Below are 19,028 nucleotides of genomic sequence, written 5' to 3' on the forward strand. Positions count from 1 at the left end.
TTATTTTGAAGAAGCTTATTTTTATTATCCTGGCTGCTTATGCTGCAGTTTTTACTTTAAACGCGCATGCCGCCGGTACGACTTTAAGTGCCGATACGACGAAAAAGAAAGGGAAGCCGCCGGTAATTTTTCCTACGCCTCCTGTCAATCCAAACCGGATGTTTTACGTTCAACGTGATCCTAATCCAAATACTGCCATTTATGAGCTTAACATCAAGAACGGCCAGTTGAATGAAGATGAGCCTATTCATCCCTATTGGATAAAATATAATGACAAGGGCCAGCACGAAGAACTGAATTACATTCAGCGTAAATTTGCTTACGGCCTTAACCAGAAAAGGCTTGGTACAGATAAATGGGACATCCGCTTTGTGTCATACAAAAAGCTGGCTATGGAGTTGATGAAAGGCAATGACGGAAAATATCACATTTTTGCATTGTTTGGACAAAAACAAGCCATTTTAAACCGTATTTTTGTACGGATAGAGGGTGGTTCTTTTTGGATACCTAATGTTGTTTATGTTGAGCTTAAGGGCACTGATCCATCAACCGGTCAGGAGCTCACAGAGCGTTTTAAACCCTGATTATTGATGAAAAAGAATTATGTATCAAACTCGCAAGAGTCTGTACGGATGTTTAAAAGCGACTTTCTGGAAAGTTTGTCTAAGGTGCATTTCTTTGTGCCGATCATCATCTTTTTACCGGTTATTCTTATTTGCACTTACATGGCTTTGTTCGATACCCAAATGAGTATAGGTCGTTACGCCGTGCTTTTTTTTGGCGGGCTTTTTATCTGGACATTCACCGAATACATTTTACACCGCTTTGTGTTTCATTATGTGCCTAAGGCGGAATGGGCTTTGCGTTTGCACTTCATATTTCATGGCGTACATCATGATTACCCGAGTGATGCGAAACGTTTGGTTATGCCACCATCTGCAAGTATCCCCTTAGCCACCGGCTTTTTCTTTTTATTCCGTGCACTGCTGCCTTTTCATACTGATGTGCTTGGTTTCTTTCCCGGTTTCATCTTAGGCTACTTAGTTTATGATATTGGCCATTACGCCATCCACCACTTTAATTTTAAAGGCGGTATCTGGAAAACTATTAAGAGGCACCATATGCTGCATCATTATCAAGATCCTTCAAAAGGTTATGGTGTAAGCTCTGCTCTGTGGGACAAAGTTTTCCGTTCGGATTTTGATAAACAATAATGGCAGCTACTGCCATTGATCAAAACGCTAAAGCGGTAACGCCAAGGCAGGTTATCATTGTTACCGTAGCCACTATTGTCTACTTTCTGCTTTCGTGGCAGCTTGTTGGTTTTAAAACAGACCAGGTTTTTCTTGCAGTGTTATTTAACGGGTTATTTTATGCCAGTCCGCTTACACGGAGGTTTATTTTAGGCTTTGCGATCTTCATCGTCTACTGGATCATCTTTGATTACATGAAGGCGTTTCCGAATTATCGTTACAACACCGTACACATTGCAGATTTGTACAATTCGGAAAAGCACCTTTTCGGTATTCGTTTTAAGGGGCAGCTGTTAACACCAAATGAATTTTGGAAAGCCAATCACAAAGTCTTTCTCGATGTCATGTCAGGCGTTTTTTACTTGTGCTGGGTACCTGTTCCTTTAGCTTTCGCGGCTTTCCTGCTTTTTACCAAGCCGAAACAGTTTCTGTGTTTCGCGCTTACCTTCTTTCTGGTAAATCTAATCGGCTTCATCATCTATTATTTATATCCTGCAGCGCCACCGTGGTATGTTCAGTTGCACGGTTTTAATTTTATTGCAGGTACGCCGGGTAATACAGGTGCGCTTAGTCGCTTTGACGATTTTTGCCATGCAGGTGTGTTCAAATCTATCTACGCCAAAAGTTCGAATGTATTTGCCGCAATGCCTTCCCTTCATTCAGCCTACCCGGTCATTGTACTATTTTATGGACTAAAGAACAGGCTAGGTTTAATAAATATTTTCTTTGTGGTGGTAATGTGTGGTATTTGGTTTGCGGCTGTTTACGCCAGTCACCACTATGTGCTTGACGTTGTTGCCGGTATATTTTGCGCTATTTTAGGCATCGGGATTTTTAATGTTGCGCTCAAAACAAGTCATACCTTCCAACGTTTCTTAAATTCCTACCATCAGATCATCAGTAAGTAACAAGTCAGTTACAGTATTAAGTATAAGTTTAAATAAAAATTTTTATGAGCTGATTTACAGCGGTTTGTTACGATTGCAATTGGTTAGGCACAGGCTTTGATATTAGTTGTAAGATTATTTACATTTATGAAATCCTATGAAAAAGGTTTTACTATTAGCTGTCATTTCTTTAAGCATCCTTAGCGCACGCGCTTCAGAAAATGCTATCGATAGCCTTCAGTACAAAATAACGCCAACTACACCCGATGTAACTAAAGCCGCCATCTTTAATCAAATGGCAACTGCATATATGAATTACCCGTCTATTCAGGATAGATCGGTTAAGGCAGAATACCAGGAAAAAGCCTTAAAATATACTTTCAATGCCATACACGCTTATTCGAGGTTAGATGACAGCAGTAGCCTGCGCACCAGCTTTGACCGTTTGGCTAAAATCTATCGCGACCAACGCAAATACAGTCAGGCAAAATGGTACATCTTACAAGCAAACACTATTGCCCGCGCACAAAATGATTTGCCCTACATCACAGAATCATTGATCACACTTGCGGGAATCAAAATGGATAACAAGAACTATGACTGGGCAGAGGGCGATCTGGGCGAAGCATTGGCTATCGCTTCCATAAACCGCTTTTCTGAGCAACAGGCAGATGTCATGTTATCTTACACACGCCTTTGGAGAAATTTGCATAGGCCGCTAAAAGCTTCGCAAGCAGAAGCCCGCTATGCTTTTATGAAAGATAGTATGACTAAAGATTCCGCCGCTAAAGTGATGGCCAAAGTTGTCACTAAAAAAAAGTCGTTACCAGTTACCGCAAGGTTAGTGAAAAACACAATACCAAAAACAGCGGTAGCCTATACATCGTTATAATTTGCGCGGCTATAGTAGCCACTGTTATTGCCATACGAAACAAAAAAGCAGCTAAAAATTAGCTGCTTTTTTGTTATTACCCTATCCAAACATTTGAATTTGCGGGTTTAGCTATATTTGCACCGTAAATGATAGCACAAGTTCCCGAAGATGGCACCCATCTTCCTTTAATGGAAGAGTTTTATACTATACAAGGCGAAGGTTTTAACACCGGTAAAGCAGCTTATTTTATCAGATTAGGAGGCTGTGATGTGGGCTGCCATTGGTGCGATGTAAAAGAAAGCTGGGATGCTAGTTTGCATCCGCTTACATCAGCCGATACTATTGTCCAACACGCCATGCAATACCCGGCAAAAACCATTGTAGTTACGGGGGGTGAGCCTTTGATCTATAATCTGAATTATTTGACCGCTCACATGAAAGAGCATGGAATAACCACCTTTATCGAAACTTCAGGCGCATATCCCCTATCCGGTCATTGGGATTGGATATGCCTGTCTCCAAAAAAATTTAAGGCACCTGTACCTTCCATCGCAAAGCAGGCACATGAATTAAAGGTTATCGTTTTTAACAAATCTGACTTTGCCTGGGCAGAGCAGCATGCACAAATGGTCGCGCCCGATTGCAAATTATACCTGCAGCCCGAATGGTCTAAAGCAAAGGAAGTAACGCCGTTAATTATTGATTATGTGATGGCTCACCCAAAATGGGAAATATCGCTTCAAACTCACAAGTACTTAAATATCCCATAAAAGCCTTAGATTAGGCTTACCAATTATTTTGTGGCCTGATGAAGGGATTGCGACTGATTGCTTTGTTAATTTTTTTGCCTTTTGCGCTTTTAGCGCAGAGCAATTACAGTTCCCGCAATGAAACTGCTATAAAAGACTATGCAAGGGCAAGCTCTTTTGTTGAAGTTCATAAGTATGACGAAGCTGTTTTACTGCTGCAACAGGCTATATCAGCGGATGGAAAATTTTTAGAGGCCTATCTTTTACTAGGGGACGTGTACCGCATAAAGCGCGATTTTAAAGGCGCCTTAGAGCAATTTCAAAAAGCAGCAGCCATCAACCCCGAATTTAACCGGCAACTTTATTACAAGCTGAGCGAAATGGAGGTGAATACCGGCCACTACAAAGATGCCCAAGCGCACTTGGTTAAGTATTTATCGTTCCCATACATTACCGACCGCGATAGACAATATGCAAAAAAACTGACTGCCGATTGCGAGTTTGCTATACAAGCATTAGAACACCCTGTGGCGTTTAAACCGATAAACCTGGGGCCGGAGATCAATACAAAAGACGATGAATATTTACCTGTTGCTACAGCCGACGAAGGCATGCTCATTTTTACGAGGCGCATCAACAACAACGAAGATTTTTACAAAAGCTTAAAGGTCAAAGGAAAATGGCAGCAAGCTGTTTACTTAAGCGATCAGATCAATACGCCGTTTTATAATGAAGGCGCCCAGTCTATCTCGCAAGATGGTAAGTATCTTTTCTTTACAGGATGTAACCGCCCCGACGGCCTGGGCCGCTGCGATATTTACGTGTCGCAGAAAAAGGGTGATGACTGGTCGAAACCCTTTGACCTTCCATCGCCGGTAAACACGCCCGGCTGGGAGTCGCAGCCGTCAGTAAGTGCCGATGGCAAAACGCTCTATTTTACCAGCAATCGTAAAGGCGGTTATGGGGGTTACGACATCTGGAAGTCTACCTTAGGCCCGAAAGGCTGGCAGGAGCCGGTAAACCTTGGCCCAACTGTTAATACCCCTTTTGATGAGCAATCTCCTTTTATCCACCCGGATGACAGCACTTTATACTTTTGCTCTAACGGATGGCCCGGGATGGGAAACAAAGACTTATTTATCAGCAGGCTGGACAAGGAAGGTAAATGGCAAAAACCCCAGAACCTTGGCTATCCAATTAATTCCAGCGGCGACGAAAACGGGTTAACCATTACTGCAAACGGCGCGTACGCTTACTTTGCTTCTGATAACCTTAATGGCATTGGTGGTTATGATATTTATATGTTTGAGTTGCCGGTAGCTGTTAGGCCACGAATGGTGACCTATGTTAAAGGAACGGTTACTGATGCTCAAACTAAAAAGCCGTTAGATGCTATAGTTGAGATCATCGACCTGGAGAAAAATCAGCAGGTGTACAAAGATATTTCCGTGCCCGAAGGTTTTTTCCTGGCAACGTTAGCCAGCGGCAAAAACTATGGCTTGAATATTTCAAAGGAGGGTTACCTCTTTTATTCGCAAAATTTCTCATTGAAAAATCACGCTGCTGATAAGCCGTTCATTGCCAACGTTGGCCTTAACCCCATTGAGGTAGGCAAGAAAGTTATTCTTAACAATATCTTCTTCGGCACCAACAAATATCAATTAGAGGCAGACTCTAAAGCGGAGCTGCAGAAAATTATTGAGTTCCTGAATACAAATCCAACAGTACGTATAGAAATATCCGGGCATACAGATAACGTTGGTAATGACCAAGCCAATCAGATACTTTCGCAGAACAGAGCGAAATCTGTTTATGAGTACTTGGTAACCAATGGCATTGGTGCCGGCCGCTTAATGTTTAAGGGCTATGGCAAAACGCAGCCGCTGATGCCGAACACCACAGAAGAAAACCGTGCTATGAACCGCCGCACGGAGTTTAAAGTGATTGGGAAGTGAAAGAAATTTTATGTTTTTTGTCATTGCGAGGCACGAAGCAATCCCGTAGCTATTTAATAAAACAATACGACGGGATTGCCGCGCCGCCTGCTGCGGCTCGCAATGACAAGATTGTGATTCTTGTTAAGGCCTAATTACCCAACTCGCTCATAAACTTAACGCGCATTAACTGCACTTCTTCGCGGGTGTAATCTTCTTCACCTAGTTCGCACATGGCGCTCTCGATAGAATCGTCTTCGGCTGTTTTAAAGTAATCAAATACCTCATCCTGCTTGTCTTCATCTATTACTTCGTTGATGTAATAGTTTAAATTAAGCTTAGTACCAGAGTTTACTATCGATTCAACCTCACGTAGTATATCTTCGTACGATAGCCCTTTAGAGCTGGCAATATCTTCCAAGTCTAAATGGCGGTCGATATTTTGAATGATATAAACCTTAAGTGCCGACTTATTTGCCGCACTTTTGATCACCATGTCAACGGGGCGGTCTATATCGTTCTCCTCAACGTATTTTTTTATCAGTTCTATAAACGGCGCGCCAAACTTCGCAGCTTTACCGGCACCAACACCCGAGATCTGTTTCAATTCGTCTAACGTGATAGGGTAATGCGTACACATTTCCTCTAACGACGGATCCTGGAATATGACAAATGGCGGCAAGCCTTTAGCTTTGGCTAGCTTTTTACGCTGATCCTTCAGCATCTGTAATAATTGAGTATCTAACGCACCGGTTGCGCCTTTGCCATCCTCTGCATCCTCGTCGTCACTCGCCTCAATCGGCTTATTCATTATCAGACGGATGCTATGCGGATTATCGATAAACTCGTTGCCCTTTTCTGTAATATGTAATAAGCCGTACTGGTCAATATCTTTCGACAAATAATTGTCGAGCATGGCCTGTCTTAAAAGCGACTTCCAAAGGTCCTCGCCTTGCTCCTTGCCGGAGCCGAATTCTTTGATCAGGTGGTGCTCGTAAAAATGCACCTGCGGATCGTCTGTTCCCATCAGCACACATAGGATGTGATGATCGTCAAATTTTTCACCTAAACCTTTTATCAGGGTTAAAGCCCGGTGCAAATGTTCTTCAGCATCAAAATACTGGCGTTCCGTAGCACAGTTGTCGCACATACGGTTACAGGTAGTATCGTTAAAGTCCTCTCCAAAGTAATGCAGTATCTGTTTGCGACGACAAGCGGAAGATTCTGCGTAGTCAATTACTTCTTTTAGTATCTGCGTACCTATTTCACGTTCAGAAACAGGTTTATCTTTCATAAACTTCTGTAACTTATCAATATCCTTTTCAGAATAAAAAGCTACACAAACACCTTCGCCACCGTCGCGGCCTGCACGACCTGTCTCCTGGTAATAACCTTCCATGCTTTTAGGCATGTCGTGGTGTATCACGTACCGAACATCCGGTTTATCAATACCCATCCCAAAGGCTATGGTAGCAACAATAACATCGACATCTTCCATCAGAAATTTATCCTGTGTATCGGCGCGCACCTTGGCATCAAGGCCTGCATGGTATGGTAATGCCTTTACCCCATTAAGAGACAGCGCCTCGGCAACTTCTTCAACCTTTTTTCGGCTAAGACAATATATAATGCCCGATTTACCTTGGTTGTGCTTAACAAACTTGATAATTTCTTTAAGCACATTGCGTTTTGCACGTACTTCATAAAACAAGTTTGAACGGTTAAAAGACGATTTAAAAACCGTCGCATTATTCATCTGCAGGTTCTTCTGAATATCGTGCTGCACCTTTGGTGTAGCAGTAGCAGTAAGTGCAATGATTGGAATATTTTCACCAATATTGCTAATCACCTGACGTATCTTCCTGTACTCGGGCCTGAAATCGTGGCCCCACTCAGAAATACAGTGTGCCTCATCTACTGCAACAAAAGATACTTTATTTAACCTTAAAAATTCTACATTTTCTTGCTTGGTAAGCGACTCCGGCGCTACATACAGCAATTTTGTTTTGCCGGCCAGTACGTCTTCCTTAACACGCGCGGCGTCGGCTTTGGTAAGTGACGAATTTAAAAAATGAGCTATGCTATCTGTGCCGCCGAATGCCCTTAATTGGTCTACCTGATTTTTCATCAGTGCGATAAGCGGGGAGATCACTATCGCAGTGCCCTCGCTCATCAATGCAGGCAACTGGTAACACATTGACTTTCCACCACCTGTGGGCATTATCACAAACGTGTCGTTACCTGCTAAAATATTTGTAATTATTTCTTCCTGCTCGCCTTTGAAATTATCAAAACCGAAAAAATTTTGAAGATTATCAAAGAGCGACTTTTTTGCTTCCACCATTTCTATTTAAATACTGACCAATGTTGCCAAACCGACAATTTAACTAATTTTTTCTATTTGGCGCCATAAGGTGAAGCATTCATACTAAATATGATATTTCCTTGAAACTTTAGCGGCCAATGGTTGTATTAATGTGCAATTAACACAACAGTTAAGATACGGTTAAATGCGCTGATTATTTCAATAAAGCACAAATAATTTGCAATTAACATTAGTGTGGTAACTTTGCACAACTTTTACACTTTTCATGAATAAAAATTACTACGCCATTATTATGGCAGGCGGTATAGGCAGTAGATTTTGGCCTATAAGCCGCACCTCACACCCTAAACAATTTATTGACATACTGGGCACAGGAAAAACTTTAATACAACAGACGTACGACCGCTTTTTAAAGATCTGCCCGCAGGAAAATATCTACATTGTAACCAACGAAAATTATTCTGACCTGGTAAAAACACAACTGCCGGGAATATCTGATCATCAAATACTTACAGAGCCTGTAATGCGCAATACTGCACCTTGTGTGGCGTATGGCAGTTTCAAAATTGAAAATCTTAATCCTGATGCTATCTTGGCGGTAGCACCTTCTGACAGCTTAATACTTGATGAGCCCAAATATATTGAAAGTGTAAACCTTTCGATGGAAACCGCCGCTAAAAACGACTGCCTGATTACGCTGGGTATAAAACCGTCGCGCCCCGATACCGGTTATGGCTATATTCAATACAACGATCAGTTACTGAATGGTGATTTCCACAAAGTAAAAACCTTTACAGAAAAGCCAAGCCTTGACATTGCGAAAACCTTTCTTCAAAGCGGCGATTTTCTATGGAACGCGGGGATTTTTGTATGGTCGGCTAAATCAATCGTGAAAGCCTTTGAAAAGTACCTGCCTGATATGACGGATATTTTCGCGGATGCACGCAGTGTGTACAACACAGAAAATGAGCGTCAGCATATCAGTAATGCGTATCAGCAGTGTACCAATATTTCAATAGATTACGGCATTATGGAGAAGGCGGACAACGTTTATGTGTTACCTTCGGAGTTTGGCTGGTCTGATTTAGGCACATGGACTTCTGTTTATCAGCTTGCTGAAAAAGATTATGTAGGCAACGCCGTGATCCCATCAGAAAAAGTGATCATGTACGATTCGTCTAACTGTATGGTTAACGTTCCGGGCGAAAAGCTGGTGGTATTGCAAGGTATGCACGATTTTATAGTTGTAGAAGCCAACAATACGTTAATGATTTGCCCGCGTGACCAGGAGCAAAGTGTGAAACAGATAGTGGCAGATGTAAAACAAAAGTTTGGCAATAAATACATTTAAGACTTTTAAGAGCAGCTTTTCAAAAAAATAAAGATCTGCATAATAGAATTACATGTTTTAACGTTTAACTCTAAGTAAAGAGACTTCTTTTAGAGGTGATTGTTTTAGAGTGATTGGAGCAGGCACGGAAATATCCGGGCCTGCTTTTTTTATAGCCCCATAGACAAGAAATAGATAATGCCTTTTAATTGAGAGTGTAATTTGTTATCATTACCTCAAATTAAGCCCATGAGAAAACGTTACTCAATTGTACTTTTTCTTGCCATTATTTGCCTTAGCTCTTGCGTTGATATTGAAGAACGCTATAGTTTTAAGGCTGATGGCAGTTGCGATGTGGCTTACAACTTTGACATGAGCCATGCAGTGGCTATTTTAATGAATCTGGTATCTGATTCAGTTGCCGCAACCCCGCAATTTACGATAGCCAAAGACACCTCGCTAAATTTTTACGCGGCGATGCCTGATAGCACCCAACAGAAATTAACTGCTGATGAGGCCAAATTAGCAAAAGGCAGTAATCTTAATATCAACATGAATTTGCGGCAAAACCTTATGAAGGTAAGTATTGCGCACCAGGCAAAAAATGCTGCCGATCTAAAGTATTACCTGGAGCACATATCCAAGGTAGCCAACAGCAGTCAGTTAAATTACATGTCGAAAGAAACCAAAGCCATCAAAGGTTTTGATGCAGGGCAATTGGTATCAGGTCAGAACTACTACGACTATGACATCACGCCGCATAAGTTTTATCGCCTGGTCGATAAAGAGAAATTCAACGCTTTCTTAAAAAAGACAAAAGCAACATTCGTTGCGGCAAAGGCTATGCTGATTGAGACGCCATACAAGTTGGTGCTCAACTTCGCAAAGCCCGTGAAAACTATCAATAACAAAAAGGCGCTGGTATCGGCCGACCGCAAGACGGTTACTTTGGTGACCAACATGGACGAGATGATGCAGAACCCCACGGTTATGGATCTTAAGATAGATTTTTAGCGGTCATGAAATGGTACTTTGCCGCCCCCCTGACCTCGGAAAATGTAACGTTGAAACGCATTATTGTTGGACGTAAAAAGCTGGTGCTCATAAAATATCAAGAAGAGTATTTTGCCCTGAACGCTTACTGTCCGCATGCCGGAGCCGACTTGTCAGGCGGGTGGTGCAAAGATGGAAAGATCATCTGCCCCTTCCACCGCTATGCTTATGATATTAAAACCGGTCGCGGTGATCCGGGTCAGAATGATTACGTAGACACCTATCCTACCGAAGTACGCGACGATGGCGTATACGTTGGTTTACAATCTTTTTGGGACATATTTGATAGCAAGCTATAATCTTAGTTTGGATTTTATAAGTAACCGCCGAATTTCATTCTTTCCAAATCGCAATATTTCGCTATTTTCCGCCTTTGAATTAAAACCTTGATTAAACCGGAAATAAAGATTTCATATGTCTGTTAAGCTGCGCCTGATACTCATGAATTTTATGCAATTCTTTATATGGGGGTCGTGGTTGCTCACCATTGGTGCATACTGGTTTCAAAATAAACATTGGTCGGGAGCGCAGTTTGGTGCCATCTTCTCTACAATGGGGATCGCGGCTATATTTATGCCTACCATTACCGGCATTATTGCAGATAAATTTATTAACGCCGAAAAGCTTTACGGCGTATTGCATATCCTGCAAGCTGCTGCACTGTTTACGCTACCCATGGTAACTGATCCGGTAGCATTTTTTTGGGTAATGTTGCTGACCATGGTGTTCTACATGCCAACCATGTCCTTATCAATAACAGTAGCTTATTCGGCGCTTAAACGCGCTAATCTGGATGTTGTAAAAGACTACCCTCCTATTCGTATTTGGGGCACTATAGGATTTATCGTTGCGCTATGGACAGTTAGCTTAACCCACAACGAAACGTCTGCCAATCAATTTTATATAGCGTCAGGCGTAGCGTTGGCACTAGGTTTATATGCTTTTACATTGCCCAAATGCCCACCGTTGCTTCAAACTACAAATACACAGTCCTGGGTTAGTCTGTTAGGTCTAAATGCCTTCGTTTTATTTAAGTCTAAGCGGTTCGCTATATTTTTTGCCTTTTCGTTATTGCTTGGCGCTGCTCTTCAATTGACCAATGCGTACGGCGACACTTACATTCATGATTTTGCAGGCATAGCAGCCTACAAAGACACCATCGCCGTGAAATATCCTGCGATCATTATGTCCATTTCGCAAATATCAGAGACACTTTTCATTCTCGCGATACCATTCTTTTTACGAAAATTCGGCATCAAATATGTCATGTTATTCAGTATGCTGGCATGGGTGCTGCGTTTCGGCTTGTTTGCTTATGGCAACCCGGCAGAAGGGTTATGGATGATCATTCTTTCATGTATCGTATATGGAATGGCTTTCGACTTCTTTAATATTTCGGGTTCACTGTTTGTGGAAACGCAAACCACTCCGGAGATCCGCGGAAGCGCCCAAGGACTATTTATGATGATGGTAAATGGCTTTGGTGCACTTATCGGCAGCACGTTAAGCGGCATAGTAATAGATAAATATTTCACCCTTGCAGACCACAGCAAAAACTGGCATGGCATCTGGTTAAGCTTCGCTATTTATGCCCTGATCATTGCGGTAATTTTCCCATTCGTGTTCAAATACCGTCACAACGACGCGCTGAAAGAAGCCATTCTGCATGCGTAGTTTAAGAAATTGGTTTAAATTAATGCCATGAAAAAACACTACCGATCGGAGAATAATTGTCTTAACTGCGGTACTATACTCGATGGTAAATATTGCCATAACTGCGGCCAGGAAAATCTGGAGATCAAAGAAAACTTTGGCCACCTGATGAACCACGCCATCAGCGATTATTTTCATTTCGACCACCAGTTTTTTCATACCCTAAAACCGCTTTTATTTAAACCCGGCCACCTCACCAACGAGTACATGGCTGGCAAAAGGGCGCAATACCTGCACCCTATTAAGATGTATATCTTCATTAGCCTGGTTTTCTTTGTGATGCTGTTCAAAAAATCTGGCGACGATAAGGAGCAAGCTATTCAGCATAAAAAGGTCACAAACAAAGAAATTGCAGCCACAAAAAAATCGCTCGATAGTGCTAAGGTTTTAAGCGATGGACAGAAGACGATGATCATCAATGCAATGAAAAAGCAGGCGTCTGCCGATTCATTAAAAGAAAAGCAAAAGCGTGCTAGAAAAGATGGAGAAGATGACGTAGACGTAAATGACAACGATGACAGTGGCCACTTTTTTGGGTTAGCAAACATTGGTGATACTGATTTTAAGACATATGCCGATTATGAAGCCGAACAAAAAAAACTACGTGCTGATGAGCGGGACGGATTTTTTAAACGCCAGTTTGAGCGCAAAGCCTTTAGTTATAAAAAGTATGGCAGCGAGGCAAAAGAGATATTTCTTGAAGACATAAAGCATAACATACCTAAAATGATGTTTGTGCTGCTTCCGTTGTTCGCGTTGATACTTCGCCTCGCTTTCTGGAAAAACCACAAATACTACGTGGAGCATCTCATATTCTCTTTCCATCTGCACTGCTTTGTATTTTTACTATGGTTAATTGCTATACAATTCAACTGGATACTGCCCGAAACATGGGGCTTATCCGGATGGATAAATACGATCGTTTTCTTCTGGGTGGTTTACTATATTTTCAAAGCCTTTAAGGTAGTATATCATCGCAGTAACGGACGGACTATTTCTAAAATGTTCGGAATTTCTTTCGTATACCTTATAGCATTTTCTTTTTGCATGTTAGGGCTGGTAGTCCTTACGGCACTCGTATAGCAAAAAAGCCGCCTCATCTTCGAGGCGGCTTTGACATAACTAACTAAACTAAAACTATCTTATAAATTAAGCTTACCTTGATAGTAATCTAAAATTTTGGCGCGGATGAAATAATCATAGCGCGCGCTTATCAAGTTTAAATTGGCGCTATCCAGGCGCTGTTTCACCGTAACAAAATCAACCGAGGTTAACACGCCTGCATTAAACTTAGCTTGGGCAACATTGAAGGATTGAGTGTAGGCGTCAACCTGGTCATGTGTCGTTTGGTAACGCTCATATGCAGAAAGCATGTTGATATACGCCTGGTCGACGTTTTTCTTTAACGTGATTTTCGTTGTCTCGGTAGTATATCTGGCGTTTAGCATGTCAAGCTTAGCGAGCTTAACGTTATTACGTGCCCTAAAGCCGTTAAGGATAGGAATCTGCAAACCCAAACCAAATCCGTAATTGTAATTGTTGCTCAACTGCGACCAATAACCCGAATTACCAATATTTGCGTAGTTGGTTTGCAAGCCGCTTGTCAAAGCCAAGGTAGGAAAAAGCAGGCCTTTAACCGCGGCAACCTCTTTCTGTGTACCTTTATAACGCAAGTCAGCCGCCGCAACCAGTGGTAAAGTGTTTAGCGCGGTGGAGTATACCTGTTCTGCATTTTCCTTGTATTTACCCGGCGTTTCTTCTGCAGATAAGCGCTGCAGTTTCACATCCCGGTTGTAATTAACGTTCATTAACTGCAACAGGTTTAATTTTGCAGCATACATGGCGTTCCTAGCATCTATGAGCGATAATTTGTTAGCGGCCAATTGTCCTCTAAGATCTGAAAGATCCGCTGGAGAAATGCTGCCGTCTTTATTCAATATATCCAAACGGTTAACTTGTTGCTGCGAAACCTCTATCTGCTGGGCTGCTACCGCAAGGGCGTCTGTACTTTCAAGTGCTTGCAAATAAGTGGAGATCACGTTTAAGGTAATATCGTTCTTTGCTTGCTGATAATCCAGTTTACCTGCCTGATAATTAAGTGATGTCTGCTTGATAGTGTTAATCAGTGTTAACCCGTTCGATAAAATGAGGTTACCATTTGCGTAATATTGCGCATATACCGTTTGCTGATTAGTGTATTGGTAAGTAGTAGGATCCACACTGCGACCGTTGTTTACCCCATGGTTAATGCTCGCACTAAAGGTTGGCAACAGATTTTCTCGAGCCTGGTTCCAATAAATACGGTCGCGCTCCGCAGTTATCTCGCTTTTCTTTACGTCCAGATTATTACGGATAGCGATATCTATACATTGCTGTAAAGTGTATAAAGTGTCTACGGTTTGGGCAAGTGTAGTGCCCGTTTGCCCAAGTAAAAGTGCAATTATAACGTATCTTAAAAATTTCATTTTATCTCAGATTTCGCGACGACTCGATCTTGCCGTCCATTAAATTAATGATGCGCGAGCCATATTCGGCATTTTTCTCGCTGTGGGTAACCTGTATAATGGTCACCTTATCCTCCCGGTTAAGCTTTTGAAAAAGTTCCATTACCTCTTCGCCTTGTTTAGAGTTTAGGTTACCTGTAGGCTCGTCGGCCAAAAGTAAAGTGGGTTTAGTTATTAACGCGCGGGCCACTCCTACTAATTGCTGTTGTCCGCCCGATAGCTGCGAAGGAAAAAGATCTTTCTTGCCGACAATTTGGAACCGGTCAAGCATATCAGCTACCATTGCCTTGCGCTCAGCGCCTTTATAATCGTGGTAGATCAAAGGTGTCTCGATGTTTTCATAAACTGTCAATTCATCGATCAGATGATAAGCCTGGAATACAAAGCCTATGTATTGTTTATACAAGGCTGAGCGTTGCTTGTCTTTCAGCAGGTGAACCGCCTCGCCCATAAAATAGTGGTACCCTTCCGACGGCTCATCTAACATACCGACAATATTCAACAGCGTTGATTTCCCGGAGCCCGACGGGCCCATGATTGATACAAATTCGCCCGCCTCAACGTCGAGGCTTACACTATTTAAAACCGACACTTTGTTGCCGCCGGCCTGGTAATACTTGGATATATTTTTTAGTGATAACATAAAAGGTTGTTTAAACGATGAAGTTATAATTACAAACCGTACAATGCTATATCAATAATGTACCAAACACATAAGTAATTGATTACAAGTACGTTATTAAGTGTAATTAGGCAATTGGTGTACGGTTGTGCGACAAAGGGCGTTCGGTTATGATACAATAGATGCTAAGCAAAAAGGCCTTCCGTTTTAGCGAAAGGCCTTTGCATTATCTGGTTGAGACCATTAATTGGTAAAGGAAACATTAACGTGCCCGCTGCCTGCATCAGCTTTTACAGTAGCACCCCCCCCATTTACTTTGCCCCGGATCCTGTCTCGGTCATGTTCGCCGCTAAAACCGGGTAAAGATTCGCCCGTTACACGGTTGCCGCTTAGATCAAGGTCTAGGCCTTGTTTAGCGGGAAGGGTAAGGTCAATATGGCCTGCGCTAACATCCAGCTTTACATATTTGCCAACTTGTTTAAAGTTCGCGTGTAAACTGCCCGCGCTTGTCGACGCGTCAAGACTTGCAGAAAGATTATCCAGCGTGATGCTGCCACCGCTAGTGCTGGTGATAAGTTCACCGTTTATGCCGTCGCCATGTATGCTGCCGCCGCTCGTTCCGGCCTTAATGTTACCGCTTAGATGATTAAGTGTTAACGAACCACCGCTGGTTTCCAGCCTGATGATGCCATTGCAATTGTCCGCGTGGATGCTGCCACCGCTGGTTTGAAGATTAATGTTTTCTTTTGAATTAGCAACTGTGATGCTGCCACCGCTGGTCTCCCCTTTTATATTTCCTGTTAAATGGTCTAAGTGCAAACTGCCGCCACTGGTGCCAAATTGTTGCGTGCCGGTAAGATTGTCCATCGTGATACTTCCACCACTGGTTTCCAGATTGGTTGCGGTACGCACCGGCACATACAGGCGAAACGACACGCTGATATTGTTATTGTTCCAGTTCCAGCCCCGGTTATTTTTTGATTTAGCTGTAGCGTGAACTTCACCGTCTTGCACATCAACGATTAACGTGTAATCCTTTTCAAGACGGCTTTTAGCTTCGGCATTGTCAAGAGGCTGACCGTTATTACCATTTACAAATACATCGACACGGGTGTCACCCGCTGTAGTTCCTCTAACAGTTATACTTCCGCCCGACGTATTTACAAAGGCTTCTTTAATATTACCGGGTAAGGTTTTGGTCATGTACGGTTCCTGGTTTGCGCGTTGGGCAAACGCCGAGCTACCTGCACACAATAGGAGTAGTAAGAGGCTGGTTTTCATAATATTTTAGTTTTGGTTAATGATAAGACGCGTGTTTTAGAAAGGATGTTGCATCAAAAATAAATTTACTCATTTCTTAGGCTGGTAACCGGGTTAGCCATGGCGGCCATGAATGATCGTATACTTACAGTAACCAAAGCGATCAGAAGCGCAATGCCACCACTTAAAGCTAATATCCACCATTGCATGTGTATGCGGTAAGCAAAATCCATTAGCCACTTATCCATTACAAACCACGCAATTGGCGACGCGATAACTACTGACAGCGCAACAAGTTTAATAAAATCGGCACTGATAAGGTTGATAATGTTTACTACGCCCGCCCCTAATACTTTTCTGATGCCAATTTCTTTGACCTTTTGCTGTGCTGCAAACGCCGCGAGACCGAACAAGCCTAAGGCTGCGATGAAAATAGCGGCAACGGCGGCAGCGATGAATAGCGTTCCTAGCTTCTCTTGAGAGCGGTATTGGCGACCGTATAATTCATCTTCGAATGCATATGCGAATGGCTCGCCAGGGAAGGTTTGACGATACAGAGCTTGAAGCTGGCTGATGTGCGCTTTCATTTCGCGCGAATTTACCTTAATGGTAAAATAACCATCTGCAACAGCGGGCAAAAATACCATTGGTTGAATGGACTGATGAAGCGAAAGATGGTGATAATCTTTTATCACCCCTACCACTTCATAATCTTTACCCCATTTAATTTTTTGACCTGCGGCAAGAGCGGGATCGTTAAAACCGAGTTGAAGCGCTGCTGCTTCATTTAGTATAACCTTGCCGGCCTTTGACCAGCCAGTATTGATGTCTTGCTCAGAAAAATTGTTACCGGCTTTAAACTTTATGCCATATGTTTCGAAGTAGCTGCCATCGACGATCAACATAGCATACGACTTCTTTTCGTCACCCGGTGATGGATTTAGGTTCGTGATCCCATCTGCTGCAAAATTGTAACCTTGCCCCGGAATGTTATTAGATCCTGCCACCATTTTAACAAATGGCAAATGGCGCAATTCATTGGCAAATGTCGCCGATGCAGTTTTATGCTCGCTATTTACTACAGACGGCCCTGTGATTACAAGGCGTTGGTCTATGTTCATGCCCAGGTCTTGCGACTGCATGAAGCTTAGTTGCCGGTATAACGTTACAGTTGCGATGATGAGGATTATGGATATAGTAAATTGAAATACCACCATAACACGTTTCAAGACGTTGCCTTTAACAAAACCTGTTTTACCTTTTATAGCCTGCAGCCCGTTGGGTGCCGACGTAAGTAAAGAAATGTATGCTGCAGCAAGAAAATATCCCGCAATAACTATAGAGATCGCAGCAGCGCCATACCACGCCTGGTTTAGTATTTTAAGCGAAAGTTCTTTTTCTAGAAACAAGTTGTAGAACGGTTGAACAACTACCACTAATAACAGCGCAATGCCACAGCTTATGGCTGTAAAAACAAAGCTTTCTGTAAAATGGTATCCTGCAACCTGGAACCTGCTCGCTCCCAATATTTTACGTATACCCTGATCTTTTATGCGCTGCAAGGCCTGCGCCGTAGATAAGTTGATATAATTAACCCAAGCGATGACAATGATCAGTAGTGCGACAACAAGAAAAGAGACTACCATTACCAAACTGCCGGTAGTTTGAAAGGGATAATTAAATCCATCCGCAAGGTGGAGATATTTAAAAGGCTGCAAACGAAATTTTAAGTCGTTGCGATCTTTCTCCGGCAGCACTTGTGCCATAACCGCTGTCGCTGCTTTATCGATCTTATCCGGGTCTGCAGCTTTGTCCAGCAGAACGTAGTTGAAACAAAAGCGTGGGCCAAGGGTATTGGGGTCGGCCCAGTCATTGCCGTTCCTGAAAGCCGGATTTTCCAGCGTTTTTAAAGAGAGCAATATATCAGCCTTGATGTCGGATTGTTGCGGCATGTCTTTATAAACCGTGGTGACCGTGTAGGTAGTGTTTCCAAATTGGTTTTTTACCGTTAACGTCTTGCCTACAGCGTTTGCAGTACCGAAATACTTTTTGGCTGTAGTTGCAGAAATCGCTGCAGTTTGTGCGCCAGAGAGGTCGCCACTGCCTGACGCAAGGGAAAAAGAAAATACCTTAAAGAAATTTCCGTCTGTGTAGGAGATATTATTCTCTGTAAAAACGCGACCGCCATCGCTATCAGCAGACACCACTACCCCGCTGCCTAAACCCTCGGCCATACGTACAACCTGCCTCACTCCGGGCACGCGGGAACTGATGGCACCGGCAAGCCCCGGCGGCAGATAGTAGTCACCTTTTTCTTTGGCCGGCGTAAAAAGATTTGCCCTGTACAACTGCTGATAGTTTGTGTGAAAACGATTTGCGTTCCATTCAAAGGCCAGATACTCCGCGATCAATAAAAAGATGCTTAAGCCTAAAGCCAGCCCAAGTATGTTTACCGCGCTGAATGTGACATTGCGGCTTATATTTCTCACTGCAAGTTTAAGATTGATCAAATTCATAGCGTGT

The 19,028-nt window shown here is 42.7% G+C and carries 16 protein-coding genes; 11 read left to right on the forward strand and 5 right to left on the reverse strand.

Annotation, left to right across the window (positions count from 1 at the left end; translation table 11 throughout):
- Positions 1 to 5 precede the first annotated feature (5 nt).
- The 6 genes from GO620_RS07650 to GO620_RS07675 all read left to right on the forward strand — a co-directional run bounded on the left by GO620_RS07650 (position 6) and on the right by GO620_RS07675 (position 5,718).
- Positions 6 to 584: a DUF4833 domain-containing protein gene (locus tag GO620_RS07650; RefSeq protein ID WP_198173524.1), complete on the forward strand. Its 579-nt coding sequence runs from the start codon at positions 6 to 8 to the stop codon at positions 582 to 584.
- Between the two features lie 6 nt (positions 585 to 590).
- The gene (locus GO620_RS07655; protein ID WP_157523934.1) at positions 591 to 1,214 is read left to right on the forward strand and encodes a sterol desaturase family protein; all 624 of its coding nucleotides are present in this window, start codon (positions 591 to 593) and stop codon (positions 1,212 to 1,214) included.
- A complete protein-coding gene (locus GO620_RS07660; RefSeq protein WP_157523936.1) occupies positions 1,214 to 2,161 on the forward strand; it encodes a phosphatase PAP2 family protein in 948 nt (315 codons plus the stop codon). The genes GO620_RS07655 and GO620_RS07660 overlap by 1 nt, the downstream gene beginning before the upstream one ends.
- A 136-nt stretch (positions 2,162 to 2,297) precedes the next feature.
- On the forward strand, positions 2,298 to 3,032 hold the full coding sequence (locus tag GO620_RS07665) for a hypothetical protein (protein WP_157523938.1): 735 nt from the start codon (positions 2,298 to 2,300) through the stop codon (positions 3,030 to 3,032).
- A gap of 128 nt (positions 3,033 to 3,160) precedes the next feature.
- On the forward strand, positions 3,161 to 3,784 hold the full coding sequence (locus GO620_RS07670) for a 7-carboxy-7-deazaguanine synthase QueE (protein WP_157523940.1): 624 nt from the start codon (positions 3,161 to 3,163) through the stop codon (positions 3,782 to 3,784).
- Between the two features lie 38 nt (positions 3,785 to 3,822).
- On the forward strand, positions 3,823 to 5,718 hold the full coding sequence (locus tag GO620_RS07675) for an OmpA family protein (RefSeq protein ID WP_198173525.1): 1,896 nt from the start codon (positions 3,823 to 3,825) through the stop codon (positions 5,716 to 5,718).
- 130 nt (positions 5,719 to 5,848) lie between these two features.
- Here the strand turns inward: GO620_RS07675 and recQ are convergent, their stop codons facing one another.
- Entirely contained in the window at positions 5,849 to 8,038 is a 2,190-nt protein-coding gene (gene recQ / locus GO620_RS07680) for a DNA helicase RecQ (protein ID WP_200231095.1), read from the reverse strand.
- A gap of 250 nt (positions 8,039 to 8,288) precedes the next feature.
- Between recQ and GO620_RS07685 the strand changes: the two genes are divergently transcribed.
- From GO620_RS07685 to GO620_RS07705, 5 genes are all read left to right on the forward strand, one after another.
- Positions 8,289 to 9,374: a mannose-1-phosphate guanylyltransferase gene (locus tag GO620_RS07685; protein WP_157523944.1), complete on the forward strand. Its 1,086-nt coding sequence runs from the start codon at positions 8,289 to 8,291 to the stop codon at positions 9,372 to 9,374.
- Positions 9,375 to 9,602: 228 nt separating this feature from the next.
- The gene (locus GO620_RS07690) at positions 9,603 to 10,367 is read left to right on the forward strand and encodes a hypothetical protein (RefSeq protein WP_157523946.1); all 765 of its coding nucleotides are present in this window, start codon (positions 9,603 to 9,605) and stop codon (positions 10,365 to 10,367) included.
- 5 nt (positions 10,368 to 10,372) lie between these two features.
- Positions 10,373 to 10,705 (forward strand): Rieske (2Fe-2S) protein, encoded by a 333-nt coding sequence (locus GO620_RS07695; RefSeq protein ID WP_157523949.1) that lies wholly within the window; start codon positions 10,373 to 10,375, stop codon positions 10,703 to 10,705.
- A gap of 115 nt (positions 10,706 to 10,820) precedes the next feature.
- Positions 10,821 to 12,080, forward strand: a complete 1,260-nt coding sequence (locus tag GO620_RS07700) for a nucleoside permease (RefSeq protein WP_157523951.1) — start codon at positions 10,821 to 10,823, stop codon at positions 12,078 to 12,080.
- A 27-nt stretch (positions 12,081 to 12,107) separates the two neighbouring features.
- Positions 12,108 to 13,202 (forward strand): DUF3667 domain-containing protein, encoded by a 1,095-nt coding sequence (locus tag GO620_RS07705; protein WP_157523953.1) that lies wholly within the window; start codon positions 12,108 to 12,110, stop codon positions 13,200 to 13,202.
- A gap of 59 nt (positions 13,203 to 13,261) precedes the next feature.
- Here GO620_RS07705 and GO620_RS07710 read toward each other — a convergent pair whose 3' ends face one another.
- The 4 genes from GO620_RS07710 to GO620_RS07725 all read right to left on the reverse strand — a co-directional run bounded on the left by GO620_RS07710 (position 13,262) and on the right by GO620_RS07725 (position 19,021).
- Positions 13,262 to 14,584: a TolC family protein gene (locus GO620_RS07710; RefSeq protein WP_157523955.1), complete on the reverse strand. Its 1,323-nt coding sequence runs from the start codon at positions 14,582 to 14,584 to the stop codon at positions 13,262 to 13,264.
- A gap of 1 nt (position 14,585) precedes the next feature.
- Entirely contained in the window at positions 14,586 to 15,266 is a 681-nt protein-coding gene (locus GO620_RS07715; protein WP_157523957.1) for an ABC transporter ATP-binding protein, read from the reverse strand.
- Positions 15,267 to 15,488: 222 nt separating this feature from the next.
- Positions 15,489 to 16,526 carry a DUF4097 family beta strand repeat-containing protein gene (locus tag GO620_RS07720; protein WP_157523959.1) on the reverse strand — a complete coding sequence of 346 codons (1,038 nt, stop codon included), beginning with the start codon at positions 16,524 to 16,526 and terminating at the stop codon, positions 15,489 to 15,491.
- A 65-nt stretch (positions 16,527 to 16,591) separates the two neighbouring features.
- Positions 16,592 to 19,021, reverse strand: a complete 2,430-nt coding sequence (locus tag GO620_RS07725) for an ABC transporter permease (RefSeq protein ID WP_157523961.1) — start codon at positions 19,019 to 19,021, stop codon at positions 16,592 to 16,594.
- Between the last annotated feature and the right edge of the window lie 7 nt (positions 19,022 to 19,028).

It is taken from the genome of Mucilaginibacter ginkgonis (assembly GCF_009754905.2).
GTDB lineage: Bacteria > Bacteroidota > Bacteroidia > Sphingobacteriales > Sphingobacteriaceae > Mucilaginibacter > Mucilaginibacter ginkgonis.

Bases quoted from the DNA above. Each gene is read 5' to 3' on its own strand.
- GO620_RS07655 (WP_157523934.1), top strand. From the start codon at position 591: ATGAAAAAGAATTATGTATCAAACTCGCAAGAGTCTGTACGGATGTTT.
- GO620_RS07660 (WP_157523936.1), top strand. From the start codon at position 1,214: ATGGCAGCTACTGCCATTGATCAAAACGCTAAAGCGGTAACGCCAAGG.
- GO620_RS07665 (WP_157523938.1), top strand. From the start codon at position 2,298: ATGAAAAAGGTTTTACTATTAGCTGTCATTTCTTTAAGCATCCTTAGC.
- GO620_RS07670 (WP_157523940.1), top strand. From the start codon at position 3,161: ATGATAGCACAAGTTCCCGAAGATGGCACCCATCTTCCTTTAATGGAA.
- GO620_RS07675 (WP_198173525.1), top strand. From the start codon at position 3,823: ATGAAGGGATTGCGACTGATTGCTTTGTTAATTTTTTTGCCTTTTGCG.
- GO620_RS07685 (WP_157523944.1), top strand. From the start codon at position 8,289: ATGAATAAAAATTACTACGCCATTATTATGGCAGGCGGTATAGGCAGT.
- GO620_RS07690 (WP_157523946.1), top strand. From the start codon at position 9,603: ATGAGAAAACGTTACTCAATTGTACTTTTTCTTGCCATTATTTGCCTT.
- GO620_RS07695 (WP_157523949.1), top strand. From the start codon at position 10,373: ATGAAATGGTACTTTGCCGCCCCCCTGACCTCGGAAAATGTAACGTTG.
- GO620_RS07700 (WP_157523951.1), top strand. From the start codon at position 10,821: ATGTCTGTTAAGCTGCGCCTGATACTCATGAATTTTATGCAATTCTTT.
- GO620_RS07705 (WP_157523953.1), top strand. From the start codon at position 12,108: ATGAAAAAACACTACCGATCGGAGAATAATTGTCTTAACTGCGGTACT.
- GO620_RS07710 (WP_157523955.1), bottom strand. From the start codon at position 14,584: ATGAAATTTTTAAGATACGTTATAATTGCACTTTTACTTGGGCAAACG.
- GO620_RS07715 (WP_157523957.1), bottom strand. From the start codon at position 15,266: ATGTTATCACTAAAAAATATATCCAAGTATTACCAGGCCGGCGGCAAC.
- GO620_RS07720 (WP_157523959.1), bottom strand. From the start codon at position 16,526: ATGAAAACCAGCCTCTTACTACTCCTATTGTGTGCAGGTAGCTCGGCG.
- GO620_RS07725 (WP_157523961.1), bottom strand. From the start codon at position 19,021: ATGAATTTGATCAATCTTAAACTTGCAGTGAGAAATATAAGCCGCAAT.